This is a genomic window from Bradyrhizobium sp. B120 (genome assembly GCF_049075665.1).
Classification (GTDB): domain Bacteria; phylum Pseudomonadota; class Alphaproteobacteria; order Rhizobiales; family Xanthobacteraceae; genus Bradyrhizobium.
The window spans coordinates 5617736-5638553 of sequence record NZ_CP185242.1 but is presented as its reverse complement, the minus strand read 5'-3'; the positions used below and the strand labels follow the sequence as shown (position 1 = coordinate 5638553).

At 64.6% G+C, this 20818-nt stretch carries 16 protein-coding genes and 1 riboswitch; of the genes, 9 read left to right on the top strand and 7 right to left on the bottom strand.

Annotated elements, in window-relative coordinates:
* Positions 1 to 556 precede the first annotated feature (556 nt).
* From recA to ACOIX3_RS26165, 5 genes are all read left to right on the top strand, one after another.
* Positions 557 to 1645 (top strand): recombinase RecA, encoded by a 1089-nt coding sequence (gene recA / locus ACOIX3_RS26185; RefSeq protein ID WP_212310002.1) that lies wholly within the window; start codon positions 557 to 559, stop codon positions 1643 to 1645.
* A 158-nt stretch (positions 1646 to 1803) separates the two neighbouring features.
* Positions 1804 to 2553: a hypothetical protein gene (locus ACOIX3_RS26180; protein WP_420964903.1), complete on the top strand. Its 750-nt coding sequence runs from the start codon at positions 1804 to 1806 to the stop codon at positions 2551 to 2553.
* A complete protein-coding gene (locus ACOIX3_RS26175; RefSeq protein WP_420964902.1) occupies positions 2550 to 2783 on the top strand; it encodes a hypothetical protein in 234 nt (77 codons plus the stop codon). Before ACOIX3_RS26180 ends, ACOIX3_RS26175 begins: the two co-directional genes overlap by 4 nt.
* 17 nt (positions 2784 to 2800) lie before the next feature.
* Positions 2801 to 3787, top strand: coding sequence for a hypothetical protein (locus tag ACOIX3_RS26170; RefSeq protein WP_420971795.1), 987 nt, complete (start codon positions 2801 to 2803; stop codon positions 3785 to 3787).
* A 195-nt stretch (positions 3788 to 3982) separates the two neighbouring features.
* The gene (locus ACOIX3_RS26165; RefSeq protein WP_420964901.1) at positions 3983 to 4873 is read left to right on the top strand and encodes a hypothetical protein; all 891 of its coding nucleotides are present in this window, start codon (positions 3983 to 3985) and stop codon (positions 4871 to 4873) included.
* Positions 4874 to 4905: 32 nt separating this feature from the next.
* Here ACOIX3_RS26165 and ACOIX3_RS26160 read toward each other — a convergent pair whose 3' ends face one another.
* From ACOIX3_RS26160 to gcvT, 4 genes are all read right to left on the bottom strand, one after another.
* Complete coding sequence (locus tag ACOIX3_RS26160; protein ID WP_420964900.1) at positions 4906 to 5337, bottom strand: acyl-CoA thioesterase; 432 nt, start codon at positions 5335 to 5337, stop codon at positions 4906 to 4908.
* Between the two features lie 181 nt (positions 5338 to 5518).
* On the bottom strand, positions 5519 to 8392 hold the full coding sequence (gene gcvP, locus ACOIX3_RS26155; RefSeq protein ID WP_420964898.1) for an aminomethyl-transferring glycine dehydrogenase: 2874 nt from the start codon (positions 8390 to 8392) through the stop codon (positions 5519 to 5521).
* Positions 8393 to 8414: 22 nt separating this feature from the next.
* Positions 8415 to 8780, bottom strand: a complete 366-nt coding sequence (gcvH, locus tag ACOIX3_RS26150; protein ID WP_076858703.1) for a glycine cleavage system protein GcvH — start codon at positions 8778 to 8780, stop codon at positions 8415 to 8417.
* Positions 8781 to 8800: 20 nt separating this feature from the next.
* Positions 8801 to 9946, bottom strand: a complete 1146-nt coding sequence (gene gcvT, locus ACOIX3_RS26145; protein WP_420964897.1) for a glycine cleavage system aminomethyltransferase GcvT — start codon at positions 9944 to 9946, stop codon at positions 8801 to 8803.
* A gap of 140 nt (positions 9947 to 10086) precedes the next feature.
* Positions 10087 to 10177: riboswitch (glycine riboswitch) on the bottom strand.
* A 201-nt stretch (positions 10178 to 10378) separates the two neighbouring features.
* Between gcvT and alaS the strand changes: the two genes are divergently transcribed.
* Together alaS and ACOIX3_RS26135 are read left to right on the top strand one after the other, a co-directional pair.
* Positions 10379 to 13051 (top strand): alanine--tRNA ligase, encoded by a 2673-nt coding sequence (gene alaS / locus ACOIX3_RS26140; protein WP_420964895.1) that lies wholly within the window; start codon positions 10379 to 10381, stop codon positions 13049 to 13051.
* A gap of 11 nt (positions 13052 to 13062) precedes the next feature.
* Positions 13063 to 14313 (top strand): cyclic nucleotide-gated ion channel, encoded by a 1251-nt coding sequence (locus ACOIX3_RS26135; protein WP_420971794.1) that lies wholly within the window; start codon positions 13063 to 13065, stop codon positions 14311 to 14313.
* Here the strand turns inward: ACOIX3_RS26135 and ACOIX3_RS26130 are convergent.
* The 3 genes from ACOIX3_RS26130 to ACOIX3_RS26120 all read right to left on the bottom strand — a co-directional run bounded on the left by ACOIX3_RS26130 (position 14310) and on the right by ACOIX3_RS26120 (position 17982).
* Positions 14310 to 14810: a DUF3455 domain-containing protein gene (locus ACOIX3_RS26130; protein WP_420964894.1), complete on the bottom strand. Its 501-nt coding sequence runs from the start codon at positions 14808 to 14810 to the stop codon at positions 14310 to 14312. The genes ACOIX3_RS26135 and ACOIX3_RS26130 overlap by 4 nt on opposite strands.
* 37 nt (positions 14811 to 14847) lie before the next feature.
* Positions 14848 to 16062: an NADP-dependent isocitrate dehydrogenase gene (locus tag ACOIX3_RS26125; protein ID WP_194460453.1), complete on the bottom strand. Its 1215-nt coding sequence runs from the start codon at positions 16060 to 16062 to the stop codon at positions 14848 to 14850.
* Between the two features lie 192 nt (positions 16063 to 16254).
* On the bottom strand, positions 16255 to 17982 hold the full coding sequence (locus ACOIX3_RS26120; RefSeq protein ID WP_420964892.1) for an alpha/beta hydrolase family protein: 1728 nt from the start codon (positions 17980 to 17982) through the stop codon (positions 16255 to 16257).
* A 319-nt stretch (positions 17983 to 18301) separates the two neighbouring features.
* On the opposite strand from ACOIX3_RS26120, the gene ACOIX3_RS26115 reads away from it, so the two are divergent.
* Together ACOIX3_RS26115 and ACOIX3_RS26110 are read left to right on the top strand one after the other, a co-directional pair.
* The gene (locus ACOIX3_RS26115; RefSeq protein ID WP_420964891.1) at positions 18302 to 19501 is read left to right on the top strand and encodes a TrmJ/YjtD family RNA methyltransferase; all 1200 of its coding nucleotides are present in this window, start codon (positions 18302 to 18304) and stop codon (positions 19499 to 19501) included.
* A gap of 437 nt (positions 19502 to 19938) precedes the next feature.
* Positions 19939 to 20784 (top strand): c-type cytochrome, encoded by an 846-nt coding sequence (locus ACOIX3_RS26110; RefSeq protein ID WP_420964890.1) that lies wholly within the window; start codon positions 19939 to 19941, stop codon positions 20782 to 20784.
* Positions 20785 to 20818 lie beyond the last annotated feature (34 nt).

Genomic DNA, 20818 nt, shown 5'->3' with positions numbered 1-20818 from the left:
ATTAGATGACAATCGCCAGAATGACGGCGTTCTACGTTGGGGCAACCGCGCTAATGGGAGCGCTCGGATTCGTATCTTCGGCAATATATTTGTCGGTTCTTAGCTCGTGCACTGGCGACGCGGAATGCATCGGGACTGAGGCAACTTTCTTGGTATACGCCCTACCACTCGCTATCCCCGGCGCTCTCCTGGCATTCGTCGGTCGCAGGTCCTTTCCGTCCGCCTCTAAATCCGCCGAGCGGGACGACCCCGAGCAAGGAACGGATGGCGTCCAATCGAAATTTATAAGCCCAGAACGGTGAATAGGCCTTCTCGGTAGTCCTACTGAGAACATTGGCTAAGCTATGGTTTCCGTTCGCTTAATCGGAATCAGGACACTCTAGAATTCAAACTAAGACACAGGGGCTTAAACGCGGACCACGCTGACACGCCGAAAAGAACATATTGCGAACACAGAACAAACGTGGTACGAGGTTCCTATCAACAAACGCGTTCCGCCTGATCGCATCGCCCGTTTTCCCGCTAGCGAATCCCCGCCATAAGGAGCACATCCCAAATGTCCGCTACTGCACTGCGTATCGTCGAAGGATCCTCCATGGACAAGTCCAAGGCCCTCTCAGCCGCGCTCTCCCAGATCGAGCGTCAGTTCGGCAAGGGCTCGGTGATGAAGCTCGGCAAGAACGACCGTTCGATGGATGTCGAGACGGTGTCCTCGGGATCGCTGGGGCTCGACATTGCGCTCGGCGTCGGCGGTCTGCCGAAGGGACGTGTCGTCGAGATCTACGGGCCGGAATCGTCGGGCAAGACCACGCTGGCGCTGCACACCGTGGCGGAAGGCCAGAAGAAGGGCGGCATCTGCGCCTTCATCGACGCCGAACACGCGCTCGACCCGGTCTATGCGCGCAAGCTCGGCGTCAACATCGACGAACTCCTGATCTCGCAGCCCGACACCGGCGAGCAGGCGCTGGAGATTTGCGACACACTGGTGCGTTCCGGTGCGGTCGACGTGCTGGTGATCGATTCGGTTGCGGCGCTGGTGCCGAAGGCCGAGCTCGAGGGCGAGATGGGCGATGCGCTGCCGGGCCTGCAGGCGCGCCTGATGAGCCAGGCACTGCGCAAGCTCACCGCCTCGATCAACAAATCCCACACCATGGTGATCTTCATCAACCAGATCCGCATGAAGATCGGCGTGATGTACGGCTCGCCGGAGACCACGACCGGCGGCAACGCGCTGAAATTTTATGCTTCCGTCCGTCTCGACATCCGCCGCATCGGCGCGATCAAGGAGCGCGACGAGGTGGTCGGCAACACCACCCGCGTCAAGGTGGTGAAGAACAAGCTGGCACCGCCGTTCAAGCAGGTCGAGTTCGACATCATGTACGGCGAGGGCGTCTCCAAGATGGGCGAAATCCTCGACCTCGGCGTCAAGGCCGGCATCGTCGAGAAGTCGGGCGCCTGGTTCTCCTATGACAGCCAGCGGCTCGGCCAGGGACGCGAGAACTCCAAGGCGTTCCTGAAGGCGAATCCCGACATCACCGCCAAGATCGAAGCTGCGATCCGCCAGAACTCCGGCCTGATCGCCGAGCAGATCCTTGCCGGTACGCCCGAGCGCGACGCCGAGGGCGAAGAGCCCGCCGAGGAGTAAGCCTCAAGCATGATCCGGAAAAGTGCGAAGCGGTTTTCCGAAAAGATCATGCTCGAACGATCAAATCATTTCGCTGCAAGCGGGCGCTGAGGACGTTGAGTTGCCGACGTCTTCGGCGCCCGTTTGGTTTTGTAGCCGGTGTTCGGTGAGTTGAAGCGGTGAAGCGCCTGATCTTGGGTAATCCATCCGGGCTCGACCTGAAACGCGCAGGTCTGGGCGACGCGGTGCTTCCGCTTTCATTTCGCTTCGCCTGGGGCGTGCTGCCTTCGTCACAAGAGCTGGCGGCCTATTTCGGCGTGCGAGCGGGCCAGAAGCCGGGGAATCATTGGTCGGATTGGATTTCCCCGTCCGCGAAGCGCGCGACTTGGAAGGACCTCGCGTTCAACGATTATTGCCAGTCGTTCGACATCATCGAATTGTGGTTTGACCCTGATCCAAACGATCAGCTGCAGTTGATCTGGGTGCTCGACCAGTTTCATGCTCAGCCGGACATGTTAGCAAAGCTGAAATTGCGTCTCGTCGGCTTCAGCCTGCTAACGATGGACCCGGCATGGCGCGGTTGGAACGAGGTCCCGCTGGCTAGCATCCGAGCTGTGGATATCGAGACCGCAAGCATGTGCTGGCAGGCGTATCGGGCGACAACTCCGCAGACGTGTTTCGATGTGGTGCACCGCAACCTGAGTGCGTTTCCCTTGCTGAGGCCGGCGCTGCTTGATCTGCTTCGTGAGCTGCCATGGAGCAGATCGGGACTAGGCGCGACCGAGATGCGACTGCTGGAGCTGATCGCGGCGGGATTCATGGGGACCAACGCGCTATTCTACCTCCGCGGCTTCGCCAGCGCGGCGTCTTCAACGACATGGAAATCGGCAGGCTGCTCGAGGGCCTTGCGCATGGACCGCAGCCGGTGATCGCTGGGCTCAACGATGGCTTGCGCTCTATCGACCCGAACAATGCGAAAGGTCGCCTGGAGGCCTTCCGGCGAAGCCGCTTGTCGGTGACAGAGTTTGGCAAGGCGGTGCTCGCCTACAAGGCGGACTTCAGCGATCACAATCCGATCAATCGCTGGTGGGGCGGCACGCACCTCACCAACGACAACCTCTGGCGCTGGAGTCCGGCGGTGACTGGCCATAGCACGTAGTGGGAGCCTCGCGCATCGTGACAAGTTTGATCCTTGCGACAAGCGATCTCGCGAGCTACCGCCTGAGACAGGCGCGAAGGGCCGATATCGTCGTCGGTTTGAGACCGCGCTTCGTTTGGGGGAAAATGCCCTCATCAGCTGAGCTCGCGACCCTCCTGGAAGCGCGTTCCGAAAAGCATGTCCATTTCGACACGCACTGGCTCGACTTCGCCAGTTCGAGATGGACTGGCTCGATCGGTCGGGACGTCGGTCTTGTCGAGCTCTGCGAGCGTTGCGACAGCGTCGAGCTATGGGCTGATCCCCGGCCGAACGACCAGCTGGTGCTGGTCTGGTTGCTCGACGTGCTCCGTCCGCACCGGCATGTCGTAGCGAAGCTCAGTCTGGTCCAGACCGATGTCGAGATCGGCATATACCGAAGCGAGAGCTCGGCGAAATGGCGATTGCCGGCACTTGCGGTAACCGATGATCGGTTGGAATTGGCCAGTCGCGCCTGGAATGCCTATTGTGCTCCGACGCCCGAGCCTTGTTTCGACTTTCTCATGCAGGATCTGTCGGCGATACCGCAGTTGCGCGCGGCCCTCATTGCGCTGCTTGAAGAGCTTCCCGGGCAGGAAACCGGCCTCGCCGCGTCCGAGTTGTGGATGCTGGATCTCGTCGCCGAAGGCGAGGCAAGGCCACAAGTCCTTTCAAGCGAGTTGAACAGAGAACGCGGCGTGTTCGATTTTCAGGAAGCGGAGCTGATCCTGGACCGGCTCGCTTATTGTCCATCGCCGGTCCTGACCGGATTCCCCGCCGAGATCGAGGGGCCAGACGATGTGAAGGCCCGACGAGAACGGCTCCTGTACAGTCGGCTGTCGCTCACCGATTTCGGCCGCGAAGTGTCGGATCGCGAGCTCGACTTCAGCCAGTACAATTCGATCCATCGCTGGTGGGGCGGCGCCGAGCTGACCAATGACCGGCTGTGGCGCTGGGATGCCGAGAGCCGCACCCTGGTCGCTCCATAGGTCTACGCATTGGATCGAAGCCGGAGGCTCACAATGTGTCGTTCAGCAAGTTGGACCGATGAATCCCGTGATCGCGAATGAGCTGTTATGAGCCGACTCATCCTCACATTCACTGATAGCGGCGCTGGCGCGCTGAAGGTCGCACGGCTTGCCGATTGCGTTGTTGGCGTCGAGCTGCGGTTCGTTTGCGGAAGATTGCCGGCATCAAGCGAACTGGATGCCTTGTGCTCGCCGCGCGCGGCTTCGCACCGCGCCGGGGCTCACTGGCTGGACAATCTCACCGGCGGATTGCTCGAGGACGCACATCGTCAGGGTCTTGGATTGGTCGAATTTTGCGAGCGCTTCGATGCCGTCGATCTTTGGGTCGATCCCGATCCGAACTCACAACTGCAATTGATCTGGCTGCTGGATTATCTGCGCCCGTATGCGGACCTCACATCCAGGCTTGCGGTACTGCAGACGGATCAGGGCGTCGGCGAGCAGCGGCCGACCGAATTGGCCGCCTGGCAGTCGCGCCTCGCGCCCATCCGTGGCCATCATCTCGAAACCGCGAGCGACGCGTGGACCGCTTGGCGCGCTTCAACGCCGGAAAGCTGGTTCAATCTGCTGACTCGGGATCTGCGCGCGCTTCCGCAATTGCGCAATTCAGTCGTCGCGCTCCTAGAAGAGCTCCCCTCGCGTGGCTCCGGGCTCGGCGCAACGGAAATGCGAATGCTGGAGCTGCCGTCAGCGGGACAGGTCCATCCGTACGATCTGTTTCCCGGGCACGAGAAACCCAATCGTCGGCGGACTTTCGGTTATTGGGAGACGGGGGCCCTGCTGGACGGGCTGGCTCACTGTCCGGTGCCTGCCATCTCGGGCCTCGACGAGGGGCCGTTCGATCTTGACATGCACGAGGATCCCGACCGTCACCAACGCTACAAGCGAAGCCGTCTCGCGCTGACCGGCCTCGGCCAGGCGATCGTCGCCGGCTCCGGCGACTTTAGCGACTACAATCCGATCCATCGCTGGTGGGGTGGCACCGAATTGACCAACGACCGGCTGTGGCGCTGGGACGCCGGAAGCCGCACCTTGATCGCCCTGTGAGCTTGAAGCACGTGACGCCGGCAGGCGCCGCGTTACGCCAGCGCCTTTTCGCGGCTCGCGACCAGCGCGCGCAGGTCTTCGGTCACCGCGACCGATTGATGGGTCTTCTGGTCGGTCGCGACCCAGATGATCTCGCCGGTGGCGCGCAGGTCGTCGGAGCCCTTGGCGAAGATCGCGAGCGTGAGCACGATCGAGGAACGGCCGATCTTGGCGACCCGCACGCAGACCTCGATGTCCTCGTCGAACCGGATCGGCGCCTTGTATTCGACCACCGATTTCACGGTGTGAAAGTCGATGCCGGTCCGCGCGACCTCGCCGAGATAGTCGTAGCCGAGCGCGCGGAAATACTCTGTGATCGCGGTGTCGAAATAGGTCAGGTAATGGGCGTTGAACACCACGGCCTGGGCGTCGACCTCGGAGTAGCGAACGCGAAACGGGAAATGAAACCAGAATGCCTCGCGCATGTTTCCTCCTGCCGCAGGCAGCCCTTGCTATCGTTGGTCTCGCGTCCGCTTCGACCGGTGCAGGTCGCGGACGAGCGAAACGCCGAATTCTTTTCGCTGTAGATGACAGGTTGAGCCGGAGGGCTCAACCTGCGCCTTGATATCCGGGCAACGCAAGCGCGTCCCGAGACACGTCGCCCGACTACTCCGCCGCCTGCGCGTAATCCTCGATCGGCGGGCACGAGCACACCAGATTGCGGTCGCCGTAGACATTGTCGACGCGGCCGACCGGGCTCCAGTATTTGTCGGAGCGCGACACGCCCGCCGGGAAGCAGCCCTCGGCGCGGCTGTAGGCCCGGTTCCAGGCATCATCGGCGATGTCGTGGACGGTGTGCGGCGCGTGGCGCAGCGGCGAGGCCTCGACCTTCCAACGGCCCTTCTCGATCTCCGCGATCTCGCCCCGGATCGCGATCATGGCATCGCAGAAGCGGTCGATCTCGAACTTCGATTCCGATTCCGTCGGCTCGATCATCAGCGTGCCCGCCACCGGGAAGCTCATGGTCGGCGCGTGGAAGCCGTAGTCGATCAGCCGCTTGGCGATATCGTCCACGGTGACACCGCTGGTCGTCTTCAGCGCCCGCGGGTCGACGATGCACTCATGCGCGACGCGGCCGCGCTCGTTGCGGTACAGCACCGGGAAGTGCGGCTGCAGCCGTGCGGCGATGTAGTTGGCATTGAGGATCGCAACCTCGGTCGCCCGCGTCAGCCCTTCGCCGCCCATCATCAGGATGTAGATGTAGGAGATGGTCAGGATCGACGCCGAGCCGAACGGCGCGGCCGACACCGGGCCGATGGCGTGCGCCGTCGCACCGTCAGTTGCGGGATGACCGGGCAGATAGGGCGCAAGATGCGCCTTCACGCCGATCGGGCCCATGCCGGGGCCGCCGCCGCCATGCGGGATGCAGAAGGTCTTGTGCAGATTGAGATGGCTGACGTCAGCGCCGTAATCGCCGGGCCGCGACAGCCCGACCTGCGCGTTCATGTTGGCGCCGTCGAGATAGACCTGGCCGCCATGTGCATGCACGACGTCGCAGATCTCGCTGATATGCTCCTCGAACACGCCGTGGGTCGACGGATAGGTGATCATCACAGCGGCAAGATTGGCCGAATGCTTCTCCGCCTTGGCGCGGAGATCGTTGACGTCGACGTCGCCGCGCGCGTCGCAGGCCACCACCACGACGTCCATGCCGACCATCGCGGCCGAGGCCGGATTGGTGCCGTGCGCGGAGGAGGGGATCAGGCAGACCTTGCGATGCGGCTCGCCGCGCGCGAGATGATAACCCCGGATCGCAAGGAGTCCGGCATATTCGCCCTGTGCGCCGGAGTTCGGCTGCAGCGAGATCGCGTCATAGCCGGTGATGTCGCACAGCCACTGCTCGAGCCGCTTGAACAGCGCGTGGTAGCCCTTGGCCTGATCCGCGGGAGCGAACGGATGCAGATTGCCGAACGCCGGCCAGGTCAGCGGGATCATCTCGGTGGTGGCGTTGAGCTTCATCGTGCAGGAGCCGAGCGGGATCATCGCGCGGTCGAGCGCGAGGTCGCGATCGCTGAGCTTGCGCATGTAGCGCAGCAGCTCAGTCTCCGAGCGGTGGGTGTTGAACACCGGGTGGGTGAGGAAGGCGCTGGTGCGGCGCAGCTCCTTCGGCAGCGCCTCGCGCGCGGCCGCCTCGATCTCGGCAAAGCTGAGCTTGCCGCCGAACACGCGCCACACCGCCTCGACGGTCTCCGGCGTCGTGGTCTCGTCGAGCGCGATGCCGAGCGTGGTCGCACCGATCCGGAGATTGATCCGCTCCGCCTGCGCGCGGGAGACGATCTCGATCTGCTTGCTTCCGGCCTCGACCGTCACGGTGTCGAAGAATGCCTCGCTGGTCGGCGCAAAGCCGAGCTTGCGCAGGCCCGCGGCGAGCACGGTGGCGCGGCGATGCACGCCGCGTGCGATATGGGTCAGGCCTTCGGGGCCGTGATACACCGCATACATCGAGGCGATCACGGCGAGCAGCACCTGCGCGGTGCAGATGTTGGAGGTCGCCTTCTCGCGGCGGATATGCTGCTCGCGGGTCTGCAGCGCGAGGCGATAGGCCGGTGCACCGCGCGAATCCACCGAAAGGCCGACGATGCGGCCGGGCAGCGAGCGCTTCAGCGTGTCGCGCACCGCCATGTAGGCGGCATGCGGTCCGCCATAACCCATCGGCACGCCGAAGCGTTGCGCCGAGCCGATCGCGATGTCGGCACCGAGCTCGCCGGGCGAGGTCAGCAGGGCCAGCGACAGCAGGTCCGCGGCGACGATCGCAAGCGCACCCTTGGCGCGCAGCGATGCGATCGCCGGCCGGAGGTCGCGCACCGCGCCCGTCGTGCCCGGATATTGCAGCAGTGCGCCGAGCACGTCGGCCTTGTCGAGCTCGGTCAGGGGATCGCCCACCACCAGCGCCCAGCCCAGCGGCGCGGCGCGCGTGCGCATCACCGCCAGTGTCTGCGGATGAACTTCTTTGTCGACGAAGAACACCTTCGCCTTCACCTGCGAGTGGCGCTCGGCGAGCGCCATAGCTTCGGCGGCCGCGGTCGCCTCGTCGAGCAGCGAGGCGTTGGCGACGTCGAGCCCGGTGAGATCGCAGATCATGGTCTGGAAGTTGAACAGGGCTTCGAGCCGGCCCTGGCTGATCTCCGGCTGGTACGGCGTATAGGCGGTGTACCAGGCCGGGTTCTCCAGGATGTTGCGCTGGATCACCGCGGGCAGGATGGTGCCGGAATAGCCCTGGCCGATCAGCGAGGTGAACACCTGGTTCTGCGCGGCGAGCTCGCTCATATGCGCGAGCGCTTCGGTTTCGCTCAGCGCCCGGCCGAGATCGAGCGGCGCCTTCTGAAGGATCGACGCCGGCAGCGTCTCATTCATCAGCGCCTGCAGGCTCGCGGCGCCGACCGTCTCCAGCATCGCGTTGATGTCGCGCGGGGATGGTCCGATGTGTCGGCGGACGAAATCGGTGGCGGCTTCGTTGATCGGCTTGAAGGGCGCGTTCATGGGCTAATCCTTGGGGTGATCCTCAGGCGGTGTGCGCGGCGTAGGCGGCCTCATCCATCAGGCCGCCGAGTTCGCCCTTGTCGGCTATCTTCAGCTTGAAGAACCAGGCCTTGCCGCCGGCATCCGAATTGACCAGCGCGGGCTCGGCGGCGAGCGCCTCGTTGACCTCGACCACCTCGCCGGTGATCGGCGCGTACACGTCCGAGGCGGCCTTGACGGATTCGACGACCGCGGCGGCCTCGGCCTTCTTCAGGCTGCGGCCGACCTTGGGCAGTTCGACGAACACGACGTCGCCGAGCTGCGACTGCGCGTAATCGGTGATCCCGATCGTGGCGACGTCGCCCTCGATACGGAGCCATTCGTGGTCGGACGTGTACAGCGTCGTCATAGGGATCGATCCTTTGGCGTTTAGCGTTTGTAGGTATTGGGAACGAAGGGCGTGGCGGCGACCTTCAGCGGTAGCCGCTGACCGCGCACTTCGGCGAAAACGGTGGTGTCGAGTGCGGAAAGGGATGTCGGCAGATAGCCCATTGCAACCGGCGCATTGAGGCTCGGGCCGAAACCGCCCGAGGTCACCTTGCCGATTGGCTCGGTCGAGGTCGGATCGGCAAACAGCACGGCGCCTTCGCGGACCGGCGCGCGGCCGTCGGGCTTCAGGCCGACACGGCGGCGGGAAGCGCCTTGTGCGAGTTGTGCGAGGATCTTGTCGGCGCCCGGAAAACCGCCGGCGCGGGCGCCGCCGCTGCGGCGAACCTTCTGCACCGACCATTCCAGCGCGCCTTCGACCGGCGTCGTCGTGGTGTCGATGTCATGGCCATAGAGGCAAAGCCCGGCCTCGAGTCGCAGGCTGTCGCGCGCACCGAGCCCGATCGGAAGTACATCAGGATTGGCCAACAGTGCGGTGACCAGGGCCTCCGCCTTGTCTGCGGGCACGGAAATCTCAAACCCGTCCTCGCCGGTATAGCCGGAGCGCGAGACGAAGCAGTCGATGTCATTGAGGCGGCGCGGACCGGCGTCCATGAATTTCATCGAACTGACGTCTGCACAAAGTTTCGCCAGCGCCGATTCAGCCTTCGGACCCTGCAGCGCGATCAGCGCGCGGTCGGCCAGCGACACGATCTCGCAGGCATCGGAGAGATGCGCCCGCAGATGCGCCTCGTCCTCGGCCTTGCAGGCGGCGTTGACCACCAGGAACAGGTGATCGCCGAAATTCGCCACCATCAGGTCGTCGAGCAGGCCGCCGTCGTCGTTGGTGAATTGCGCGTAGCGCTGCCGTCCCGGCGCGATGCCGACGATGTCCTGCGGCACCAGTTTTTCCAGCGCCAGCGCCGCGTCGCCGACCTTGCCGGATTTGGCCTTCAGCACGAGCTGTCCCATGTGGGACACATCGAACAGGCCGGCGTCCTTGCGGGTGTGCAGATGCTCCTTGAGCACGCCGGCGGTGTATTGCACCGGCATGTCGTAGCCGGCGAACGGCACCATCCTGGCCCCACGCGCCAGATGCAGCGCGTGCAGCGGGGTCTGTTTCAGCGGGGAAGTTTCGCGCGCAGACATCACAGGGCCCTCGCGGTTCCCGCAGGGGACCTATTTCCCCTTGAGAAACCTGCAGAAAGCCCCATCTGTCGCTGTGCCTGAGAGTATTATCCCGTCGGCGGGCGCGTCGGGGAGAACCCCAGCGCCTCTTTCCAGATGTCAGACGTCACGCGGTCCTTTTGCCTGAGAGTTTCCGGGGCGGTTGCTCCTTCGGCGCCGGCGGTAAGGCCGGTCTCTCCCGACGTGACGGGGTAACAGGTAGGTAGAAAACACGGCGCCACCAAGACTGTCAACGCAGCTGCAACAACTATCCAATGGGCTTTGTGCTGCCGCGGCAAGCCCATGATCCGCCTGCACAGTTTCTGGACACCGCAGCTGGCAATGTCTAAAAGCGTTCGGCCGGAAAATGACGCCTTTTTGCGGCTGGCCGGCCCCTTTTTCGATTGGATGAACATGAGCAGCGTCAACGACATCAGGTCGACATTTCTGAACTTCTTCAAGGAGAACGGCCACGAGATCGTGGCGTCGTCGCCGCTGGTTCCGCGCAACGACCCGACCCTGATGTTCACCAATGCCGGCATGGTGCAGTTCAAGAACGTCTTCACCGGTGTCGAGAAGCGCGGCTATCAGCGCGCCACGACGTCGCAGAAGTGCGTCCGCGCCGGCGGCAAGCATAACGACCTCGACAATGTCGGCTATACCGCGCGCCATCTCACCTTCTTCGAGATGCTCGGCAACTTCTCGTTCGGCGACTACTTCAAAGAGCGCGCGATCGAGCTCGCCTGGAATCTGATTACCAAGGATTTCGGGCTGAAGAAGGACAAGCTGCTCGTCACCGTCTATCACACCGACGACGAGGCGGCCGGCTACTGGAAGAAGATCGCGGGCTTCTCGGATGATCGCATCATCCGCATCCCGACCTCGGACAATTTCTGGGCGATGGGCGATACCGGCCCGTGCGGTCCGTGCTCCGAGATCTTCATCGATCGCGGCGAGCACATCTGGGGCGGACCTCCTGGTAGCCCCGAGGAGGACGGCGATCGCTTCCTCGAATTCTGGAATCTGGTGTTCATGCAGTACGAGCAGGTGACGAAGGAGGAGCGCGTGGCGCTGCCGCGTCCCTCGATCGACACCGGCATGGGGCTAGAGCGCATGGCCTGCATCCTGCAGGGCGTCGAGAGCGTGTTCGAGACCGATCTGTTCCGCCATTTGATCGATGCGGCCGCTTCGGCCCTCGGCCATGGGCCGAACGAGCAGAACGTTGCGTCGTACCGGGTGATGGCCGACCATCTGCGCTCTTCGGCGTTCCTGATTGCCGACGGCGTGCTGCCGTCGAACGAGGGCCGCGGCTATGTGCTGCGCCGGATCATGCGCCGCGCGATGCGCCACGCACAGCTCTTGGGCGCGAGCGAGCCGCTGATGCATCGCCTGGTCTGGGCGCTGGTCCGCGAGATGGGCCAGGCCTATCCGGACCTGGTGCGCGCGGAGAAGCTGATCGAGGAGACGCTGCAGCTGGAAGAGACCCGCTTCCGCAAGACGCTGGTACGGGGACTATCGATCCTCGACGAGAAGAGCGCCGGCCTCAAGAAGGGCGACATGTTCGACGGCGACACCGCGTTCACGCTGTACGACACCTATGGCTTCCCGCTGGACCTGACGCAGGATGCGCTGAAGTCGCGCGGCATCAGCGTCGACCAGGCCTCGTTCACTGACGCGATGAACCGCCAGCGCGAGAAGGCGCGTGCCTCATGGGCAGGCTCCGGTGAGGCGGCCACCGAGACGATCTGGTTCCCGTTGCGCGAGAAGCTCGGCGCGACCGAATTCCTCGGCTATGAGACCGAGAGCGCGGAAGGCGTGGTCACGGCGCTGGTCAAGGACGGCGCCGAGGTCGACGGCCTCAAGGCGGGCGAGAGCGGCGCGATCGTGCTGAACCAGACGCCGTTCTATGCGGAGTCCGGTGGTCAGGTCGGCGACGTCGGCGTCCTCACGGGCGAGGGCGTCAAATTCCGCGTCACCGACATGCAGAAGAAGGCCGGCGATCTGTTCGTGCATGTCGGCACGGTGGAGCAGGGCACGCTGAACGTCGGCACTGCGCTGCAGCTCGAGGTCGATCACGCCAGGCGTTCGTCGATCCGCGCCAACCACTCGGCCACGCATTTGTTGCACGAGGCGCTGCGCCAGGTGCTCGGCGATCACATCGCGCAGCGCGGCTCGCTGGTCGCGCCCGATCGCCTGCGCTTCGATTTCGTGCATCCGAAACCGATCACGCCGGAAGAGCTCGCCCGGGTCGAGGACATCGCCAACGATGTCGTGCTGGAGAATGACGAGGTGACGACCCGGGTCATGGGTGTCGACGACGCCCGCGAGGCCGGTGCACGCGCACTGTTCGGCGAGAAGTACGGCGACGAGGTTCGCGTCGTCTCGATGGGCAAGAGCGCCCGCGATCACGGACAGAACGCGCTCGGCTGGTCGGTCGAGCTCTGCGGCGGCACCCACGTTCGCCGCACCGGCGACATCGGCTTGATTTCGGTGACCAGCGAGAGCGCGGTCGCCTCCGGCGTGCGCCGCATCGAGGCGCTGACCGGACATCATGCGCGCAAGCACGCCAACGACACCATGACGCTGGCGAAGACCGCGGCGGCCGAGCTGCGCACCTCGATCGAGGACGTGCCGGCGCGCATCGCAGCCCTGATGGAGGAGCGCAAGAAGCTCGAGCGCGACCTGTCGGATGCCCGCAAGAAGCTCGCGATGGGCGGCGGAGCGTCGTCGAACGGCGCCGCCTCGGGCGTGCGCGAGGTCGGCAACGTCAAGCTGCTGGCGCGCGCGGTCGAGGGCGTCGAGACCAAGGACCTGAAGAGCCTGGTCGACGACGGCAAGAAGCAGATCGGCTCCGGCGTGGTTGCGATCGTCGGCGTGACCGAGGACGGCAAGGCCGGCATCGTGGTCGGCGTCACCGCCGACCTGACCTCGCGCTTCAACGCGGTCGAGCTGGTGCGCAAGGGCTCCGAGGTGCTCGGCGGCAAGGGCGGCGGCGGCCGGCCCGACATGGCGCAGGCCGGCGGGCCCGACGGAGCCAAGGCCGACGCCGCGCTGTCGGCGATCGAGCAAGCGATGGCCGGCGCCTGAGGGAGAGGCTGATCGTGGCGACGGCTCCGCTCAAGCCCACGATCAGCGATCCCGGACTACGGGAGCGTCTCTACGAGCTGCTCGAGCAGGACCACCTGCCATATTCGGTCGGCTCGCGCTTCGTCCGGCTCGTCGTCGCGATCATCACCGTCGATGTGCTGGCGGCGATTCTGGCGTCGGTACCGGAGATCGATGCCCAGTTCTGGTGGCTGTTCACGGCGATCGAGATCGCCGCGGTCGTCGCGTTCGCGCTGGAATATGCCGCGCGGCTCTGGAGTGTGGTCGGCCGCTCGCTGCGTGACATGACGCCGCTGCAGGCGCGGCTCGAATACGCCTGCTCGGCGCTCGGCGTGATCGACCTGCTCGCCTTCCTGCCGTCGGCCATCGCGCTTGCGATTGGTGACAAGACCGCGCTGGTGCTGTTCGGCATGCTGCCGTTCCTCAAGCTGGTGCGGTATTCGACTGCGATGCGCTCGCTGCTGGCGGCGCTGCATGCCGAGCGGCGCACGCTGTTCGGCTGCGTCGTGATCCTGACCGGCGCGGTGCTGCTGTTCGCCTCGCTGCTCTATGCCATCGAGCACAAGGTACAGCCGGACAAGTTCGGCACCATGCCGCAGGCGATGTGGTGGGCGATCGTAACGCTCGGCACTGTCGGTTACGGTGACGTCGTTCCGGTGACGCCGTTGGGGCGGATGGTCACCGTGGTTGCGATCGTGGTCGGCTTTGCGATGATCGCATTACCTGTCGCGATCGTCTCGACCGCGTTCGCCGACGAGGTGCGGCGCCGCGACTTCGTCGTGACCTGGGGCATGCTGGCGCGGGTGCCGCTGTTCTCGCATCTCAACGCCGCTGACATTGCCGACATCATGCGCCTGCTGCGGTCGCAGACCATCGAGGCCGGCGAGGTGCTGGTGCGGCGCGGCGATGCGGCGTCGTCGATGTATTTCATCACCGCCGGCGAGGTCGAGATCGACCTGCCGAGCCAGCGGGTGCGGCTCGGCGACGGCACGTTCTTCGGCGAGATCGCGCTGCTGCGCCGGACCAGCCGATCCGGCACGGTGACGGCGATGCGGAAGACCAAGCTGCTGTTGCTCGACGCGCAGGACTTCCATGCCCTGATCGAACGGATGCCGGCGCTCGCCGCGCATGTCAGGGAGACGGCGGAGGCGCGGCTCGCTGATCCGCTCGCGGCCGGTGGCGACCTTGCCGCCAGCGAGATTGCTCAGGCGCCGCACGAGACCGACGGCGGTATCCGCGATTAGTCGCGGCGCAGGAACACGTAATCCGCCGAATACGCCGCGCTCTTCAGTGCGCCTGATTTGTCGCAGGCGCCGCTGAGCTCGCCGCCCGAGGTGTTGATCCGCTGCACGGTGGCAACGCTCGAGAGCAGGCCGTTGCCGCGGTGGGAGATCACCTCGAGCTTCAGCCAGGGAATGTCCGCTGGCGTCGCCCCGGGGGCGGTGCCGGCGGTGCGGGCGGTCACGGCGCTGCCGTCGACATGCTCCCAGTTCGGCCCTGCATAATGCCGGCCGACGGTGCGGCCACCGGCGATCAGGGTGGCGACGGGTTCACGGAACGACCAGGCGAGCTTGCCGTCGGTGACCGGCTTGCACTCATAGACCTGGACGCCCTCGGCATGGGCGGTGAGGACCGCGGTCTCGTCGGGCGCCGCAACGGGGGCGGGCAGCGGATCGGCGGCGAGCGCCGCCGATCCGGTCAGCAACAAGGATGCGAGCGTTACCCGGCCGAGTAGGGACATGGTCACGCTCGCTGTTGTGTTCGGCAACAGGCGGCCGTTAGGCCGCCATCGCCTTTCCGAGATTCTCGGCGACCTTGTCGAGGAAGCCGGTGGTGGAGAGCCAGCGCTGGTCGGCGCCGACCAGGAGTGCGAGGTCCTTGGTCATGTAGCCCTCTTCGACGGTCGCGACGCAGACCTTCTCCAGGGTGGTGGCGAACTTCGCCAGCGCCTCGTTGTTGTCGAGCTTGGCGCGGTGGGCGAGGCCACGGGTCCAGGCGAAGATCGACGCGATCGAGTTGGTCGAGGTCTCCTTGCCCTTCTGGTGCTCGCGGTAATGGCGGGTCACCGTGCCGTGGGCGGCTTCGGCTTCCACCGTCTTGCCGTCCGGGGTGAGCAGCACCGAGGTCATCAGGCCGAGCGAGCCGTAGCCCTGGGCCACGGTGTCGGACTGCACGTCGCCGTCATAGTTCTTGCAGGCCCAGACATAGCCGCCGGACCATTTCAGCGCCGAGGCCACCATGTCGTCGATCAGGCGGTGCTCGTAGGTCAGGCCCTTGGCCTCGAATTCCTTCTTGAACTCGCGGTCGTAGATGTCCTGGAAGATGTCCTTGAAGCGGCCGTCATAGACCTTGAGGATCGTGTTCTTGGTCGAGAGGTAGACCGGGTAGTTGCGCAGCAGGCCATAGTTGAGCGAGGCGCGGGCGAAATCGATGATGGAGTCGTCGAGATTGTACATCTCCATCGCAACGCCGGCGCCGGGCGCCTTGAACACTTCCCGCTCGATCACGGTGCCGTCCTCGCCGACGAACTTCAGCGACAGCGTGCCCTTGCCGGGGAACTTGATGTCGGTGGCGCGGTACTGGTCGCCATAGGCGTGGCGGCCGATGATGATCGGCTTGGTCCAGCCGGGAACCAGGCGCGGCACGTTCTTGCAGATGATCGGTTCGCGGAAGATCACGCCGCCGAGGATGTTGCGGATGGTGCCGTTCGGCGACTTCCACATCTGCTTCAGGCCGAACTCCTTCACCCGGGCCTCGTCGGGGGTGATGGTGGCGCATTTGACGCCGACGCCGACCTTCTTGATGGCTTCGGCGGCGTCGATGGTCACCTGGTCATTGGTCTCATCGCGGTATTCCATGCCCAGATCGAAATAGAGCAGTTCGACATCCAGGAACGGGTTGATCAGCTTGTCCTTGATGTACTGCCAGATGATCCGGGTCATCTCGTCGCCATCGAGCTCGACGACGGGGTTGGATACCTTGATTTTTGCCATGACGGGGAGGCCCTCTTGGGAACGGCGCGCTTTTGACGGTGGGGGTGGAATACGCCTGCGCTATAGCACCGCCCGGGGACGGGCGGAAGCGCACCGGTTATGCACTTTCAGCCCATCTTTTCACCGAGAACCGCCATTCTGACGGCGGCTCTCGCTCCTTGTCCTGGGCGGGCTTTCAGCGCCTGAACCCCTCTAGAACGGGACCTGCGTCGCGGTGCCGGCCACGATGTACCAGGTCACGAACAGGCCCGCGATCAGGGCCCCCGGCAGGCTCGATCCGGTCCGCCGCCAGGTGAAGGTGGCGATCACGCCGACGATCGCCAGAAGCGGCACGAACTGGATCGCGACGATGGTCGAGAGCGGCACAAATCCCGGGTCCGGGATCGGGTTGAACAGCTTACCCGTCAGCCACAGCGTGCCGTATTGCAGCACCAGCAACACGATGAAACCGAGCGTCAGCGCCAGGATATTGGTCAGGTAGAGCGCTCCGCGCGGGGCGCCCATGGTCGAGAAATTCCGGTGCAGCACGTGCAGCGCCACCACGAAAAACGCCGTGAACGGAATCAGATAGATCAGGAAGATGAGGAATTGCTTCGCGCTCATCAATTTGAGTGCGACGATCCAGAACCTGAAGTCGACCTTGAAGGCGAGGTCGGCGAGCCAGAGCGCGGCGTAGCCTACCGCAACCGAGGCCAATGCGATCACGACGGATTGACCGACGAGGCCGGCCCGGCTGGCGCGCTTCGGGGCGAACCACATCAGGGCCAGCGTGATCAGGCCGTTGATGATGGCCCAGACCAGGATCTGGTTGGTGATGCCCTGCGGCAGGAACGCGCTCGGGGTCACCAAGGTGCCGCCCAAAGCAAAGGCCGGGTAATAAGTCAGCGCCGGGATGAAGGCAGACAGGATGAATGCCGTGGTCCAGCGCCGGCCGCTCGCAGCCGCGTGCGGCGGCATGGTGCCGTCGGCCACCGCCGGCAGCCGCAGGCGGGAGAACATCGGTGCCTCCAGCAGCCAGTCGAACGTCCCGATCAGGAGCGCCACGAAGCCGATCAGCGCGATCAGGGTGCCGATCTCCTTGCGGAACCAGATCTGGTCGTCGACCGGACGAGGGGTGCCGCCTTTCAACGTCTTGGCGAACCAGTCGAGGCTGTAGCCGATCGCCTCATGCGAGATGTGCTCGGCCGGATGGGTCATCGCCGGGGTGTACAGCACCCGGGCGGTGCCGTTGGCCGGATCGCCATAGACCTTGCCGGGCTCGACCGCGCCTTGCGTGCCGAACAGCGCCCAGAGTTTCGGGCTCTTGGTGACGTCGCGGGCGAGGTCGACACCCCACATCAGGGTGGAGAACTCCTCGTACTGGGCGAACACCAGCGCGGTGTTGCGCGGCCAGCTCGCGGTGCCCTCGGCGGCGAACGGCTTGCCGGTGGACGAGCCCTCCAGCACCATCGACTTGTAGTCGTTGGGCATGGCGGTGGCGGCCGCCAGCACGGTCCAGCCACCCATCGAATGGCCCTCGAGCCCGATATTCTCCTTGTCGACGAACGGCAGGCTGCGGAGATAGGCAAGGCCGTCAGGTCCGCCAAAACCGTTGGCGAAGGAGGGCGGGTCGCTATAGCCGTGGCCGGTCTGGTCGAGCGCCAGCACCACATAGCCGCGGCGGGCGAACTCGATGGCGAAGCCGTCCTGGGTCTCGCGCGAGTTGATGTAGCCGTGGACGGCGAGGATACCGGGCGCCGGGATCTGCGGCGTCGCGTTCGGCGGGATGTAGAGCAGGGCGCTCATGGTGTTGCCCTTGGCGCCCTTGAACCTGACATCCTCGATCCGGATGCCGCCTGCAGTCTGCGTGAGGTAGGCGAGCAGGCCCCCCGCCACGATCAAGACCACGCCCACAATCGCCAGCGTCCATCTGCCCCGCATAATCGTCCCCCCCAAGTGCTTCGACCCAAGTGCCTCGCCGTTCAAGCGGCGTCTCAAGCGTGCCTTTACAGCTTCGCTTTGATTGTGGTTGATAGCCTATCCGAAGGCCAAGCGCGCGCAAGCGGCAGTCTTCGCGCCGTGCGATTGGGATTCCGATTGAGGATTCGCAAACGCCGCTAACCCTGTTATCTCCTTGGAGAAAATGGTCCCGCGCAAAACCGGTGCAAAGCTGGTTGCGCCGCCCTGCATGAGAGTTTGAATCAGCCGCTTCGGAAGCTGATTCAAAATCTTCAGACGTTGAATCAGAAAGTGAAGTGAGATGTCCGGCACCGACAAGACCAAGGCAGGGCACGACCTTGCCGGTCCCGTCGTCATCCTGGTCGAGCCGCAGCTTGGCGAGAACATCGGCATGGCCGCGCGCGCGATGGGTAACTTCGCGCTGACCCGGATGCGCATCGTCAATCCGCGTGACGGCTGGCCGAATGTCGCCGCGCAGCGCGCGGCCGCCGGGGCCGACCACATCATCGGTTCCGTCGAGCTGTTCGACACCGTCGAGCAGGCGATCGCCGATCTCACGCTGGTGTTTGCCACGACCGCCCGCGCCCACGACCAGGCCAAGCCGGTGGTCGGGCCGGAAGGCGCGGCAAACGCGATCGTCAGCCATGTCGCCTCCGGCGGCGGGGCCGGCATCCTGTTCGGGCGGGAGCGCTCCGGCCTGACCAATGAGGAGGTCGCGCTCGCCAACCGCATCATCACCTTTCCGGTCAATCCGGGCTTCGCCTCGCTCAACCTCGCGCAGGCGGTGCTCTTGATGGGCTACGAGTGGTTCAAGCTCTCGACCGCGGGCGAGCTGCCGTTCGCGATGCCGGAGCGGTCCGAACCGGCCTCCCAGCACCAGATGCAGGCGTTCTTCGACAACCTCGTCGCCGAGCTCGACAAGGTCGAGTTCCTGCGGCCGGCGGAGAAGCGCGACACCATGCTGGTGAACCTGCGCAACATCTTCACCCGGATGGAGCCGACCAAGCAGGACATGCACACGCTGCACGGGGTGGTGATGGCGATCGCCGAGGGCCGCAAGGGTCCGGCCAAGGGCGGCGTGCTCGACGGCGCCCAGGCCACGCGTCTGCGGGCGCTGCTCGCCGAGCAGGGAGGGGGCGGCGCCGCCGCCGACAATTCCAGCACGGTGCGCGGGCTCGCCCGGCTGCTCCGCCGCAACCCGACCGACGCCGAGCGGATCCTGTGGCAAGCACTGACGCGGGATCGCCGCTTCGCCGGCCAGTTCAAGCGCCAGACCCCGGTCGGCCGCCACATCCCCGACTTCGTCTCCTTCGTGCACCGGCTCGCGATCGAGTTGGTCAATCCGAACGAGAACGACGCCATCGCCGCCGACCGCGCCAAGCGCAGAGCCTGGCTCGAGGCGCGCGACTATCGGGTGGTCGACATGCAGGTGGCCGATGTCGAGCGCGACCTCGACGGCGAGCTGGCGCGGCTGGAGGGGAGTTTGCAGCAGGAGCGGTGAGCCTGGCCGTCGTTCTGTCTGCTCGGCAAGAGTGAGTTCGAGGCACGACTCTCTCCGCGCGTCGTCCCTGCCAAAGCAGGGACCCATGCTCCGCGGCCCGAATTGTGAACGGGACTCGTCGTTCTACAATCGCGCAACAATGACCATTCGTGGTTATGGGTCCCTGCTTTCGCAGGGACGACACATGCTGCCTTCTCAAGCGCATGAAATCTGCTAGATTTTGTCTGGCCACCCCTCCAGCAATCGGATGTGCCAAAAAGAGGGGCGGCGATCGCACCATCGATCCGCGCGCGGCTTTTCTTGCGGGCGGGCTACCTAATTTGCACATGGCCTTCGCACCGTTGAACATCGGTGCGCACATTTCGCTGACCTACGTTTTTGAAGCCAGAAATCGATCAGAGTTCTATCGCCATACTTAATTGATTGGAGGCGTCGTCATGATCCGCATCGGATCGTTAGCGCTCGTTATCGGCGTGCTATTGACCGGCCCGGTCAGCGCAGAATCGGAATTGGTCGCGCGCGGTGATTACCTCGTCAATGGCATCCTGACCTGCGGCAATTGCCATACGCCGAAGGGACCCTCAGGGGAGATCAGCGACAAGGCGTTTTCCGGCGGCCTGTCATGGGATGAGCCACCGTTCAAGGTCACGGCCCCGAACATCACCCAAGACACGGAAACCGGCATCGGCAATTACACCGACGCCGAACTCAGACAACTGCTGCGCAAGGGCATCAAGCGCAACGGCGCGCGGGTCGCCATGATCATGCCGAGCGGCTTCTACGAGATCATGACCGATCGCGACCTCGAAGCGGTGATCGCTTATCTGCGCACGATCAAGCCGATCAGGAATGCGGTGCCGGAGCCGGTCTACAAGATGGCACAAGGACATCCTGTTCCCCCGGGCGGTGAAGGCCCGTACACCGAAGCGATGTTGGGCGACAAGGTGCAGCAAGGATTTTACCTCGCCACGATTGCGCACTGCATGGAGTGCCACACGCCGATGGGTCCGCAAGGGCGAGAATATGCAACCAGCATGGGCGCTGGCGGCGGCAAGTTTCATGGACCTTGGGGCGTCTCGGTTTCGCGGAACATCAGCTCCAGCAAGACCAAAGGCATTGGCGGCTGGACGGACGACGAGATCAAGCGCGCGATCACGCAGGGCGTCAGCAGGGACGGCAGCAAGCTCAATCCGCCGATGGGCTTCCATTATTACGCCACCGTGTCGACTGCCGATCTCGACGCCATCGTCGCCTATTTGCGCACGGTGCCGCCAAAGGAATAGCCTGAAAGCCGAAGCCGCGCCCTGCTGAAGCGCA

Coding starts and splice junctions, on each gene's coding strand:
- ACOIX3_RS26110 (WP_420964890.1), top strand. CDS start 19,939: ATGATCCGCATCGGATCGTTAGCGCTCGTTATCGGCGTGCTATTGACC.
- recA (WP_212310002.1), top strand. CDS start 557: ATGTCCGCTACTGCACTGCGTATCGTCGAAGGATCCTCCATGGACAAG.
- gcvP (WP_420964898.1), bottom strand. CDS start 8,392: ATGAACGCGCCCTTCAAGCCGATCAACGAAGCCGCCACCGATTTCGTC.
- alaS (WP_420964895.1), top strand. CDS start 10,379: ATGAGCAGCGTCAACGACATCAGGTCGACATTTCTGAACTTCTTCAAG.
- ACOIX3_RS26130 (WP_420964894.1), bottom strand. CDS start 14,810: ATGTCCCTACTCGGCCGGGTAACGCTCGCATCCTTGTTGCTGACCGGA.
- ACOIX3_RS26125 (WP_194460453.1), bottom strand. CDS start 16,062: ATGGCAAAAATCAAGGTATCCAACCCCGTCGTCGAGCTCGATGGCGAC.
- gcvH (WP_076858703.1), bottom strand. CDS start 8,780: ATGACGACGCTGTACACGTCCGACCACGAATGGCTCCGTATCGAGGGC.
- gcvT (WP_420964897.1), bottom strand. CDS start 9,946: ATGTCTGCGCGCGAAACTTCCCCGCTGAAACAGACCCCGCTGCACGCG.
- ACOIX3_RS26115 (WP_420964891.1), top strand. CDS start 18,302: ATGTCCGGCACCGACAAGACCAAGGCAGGGCACGACCTTGCCGGTCCC.
- ACOIX3_RS26120 (WP_420964892.1), bottom strand. CDS start 17,982: ATGCGGGGCAGATGGACGCTGGCGATTGTGGGCGTGGTCTTGATCGTG.
- ACOIX3_RS26160 (WP_420964900.1), bottom strand. CDS start 5,337: ATGCGCGAGGCATTCTGGTTTCATTTCCCGTTTCGCGTTCGCTACTCC.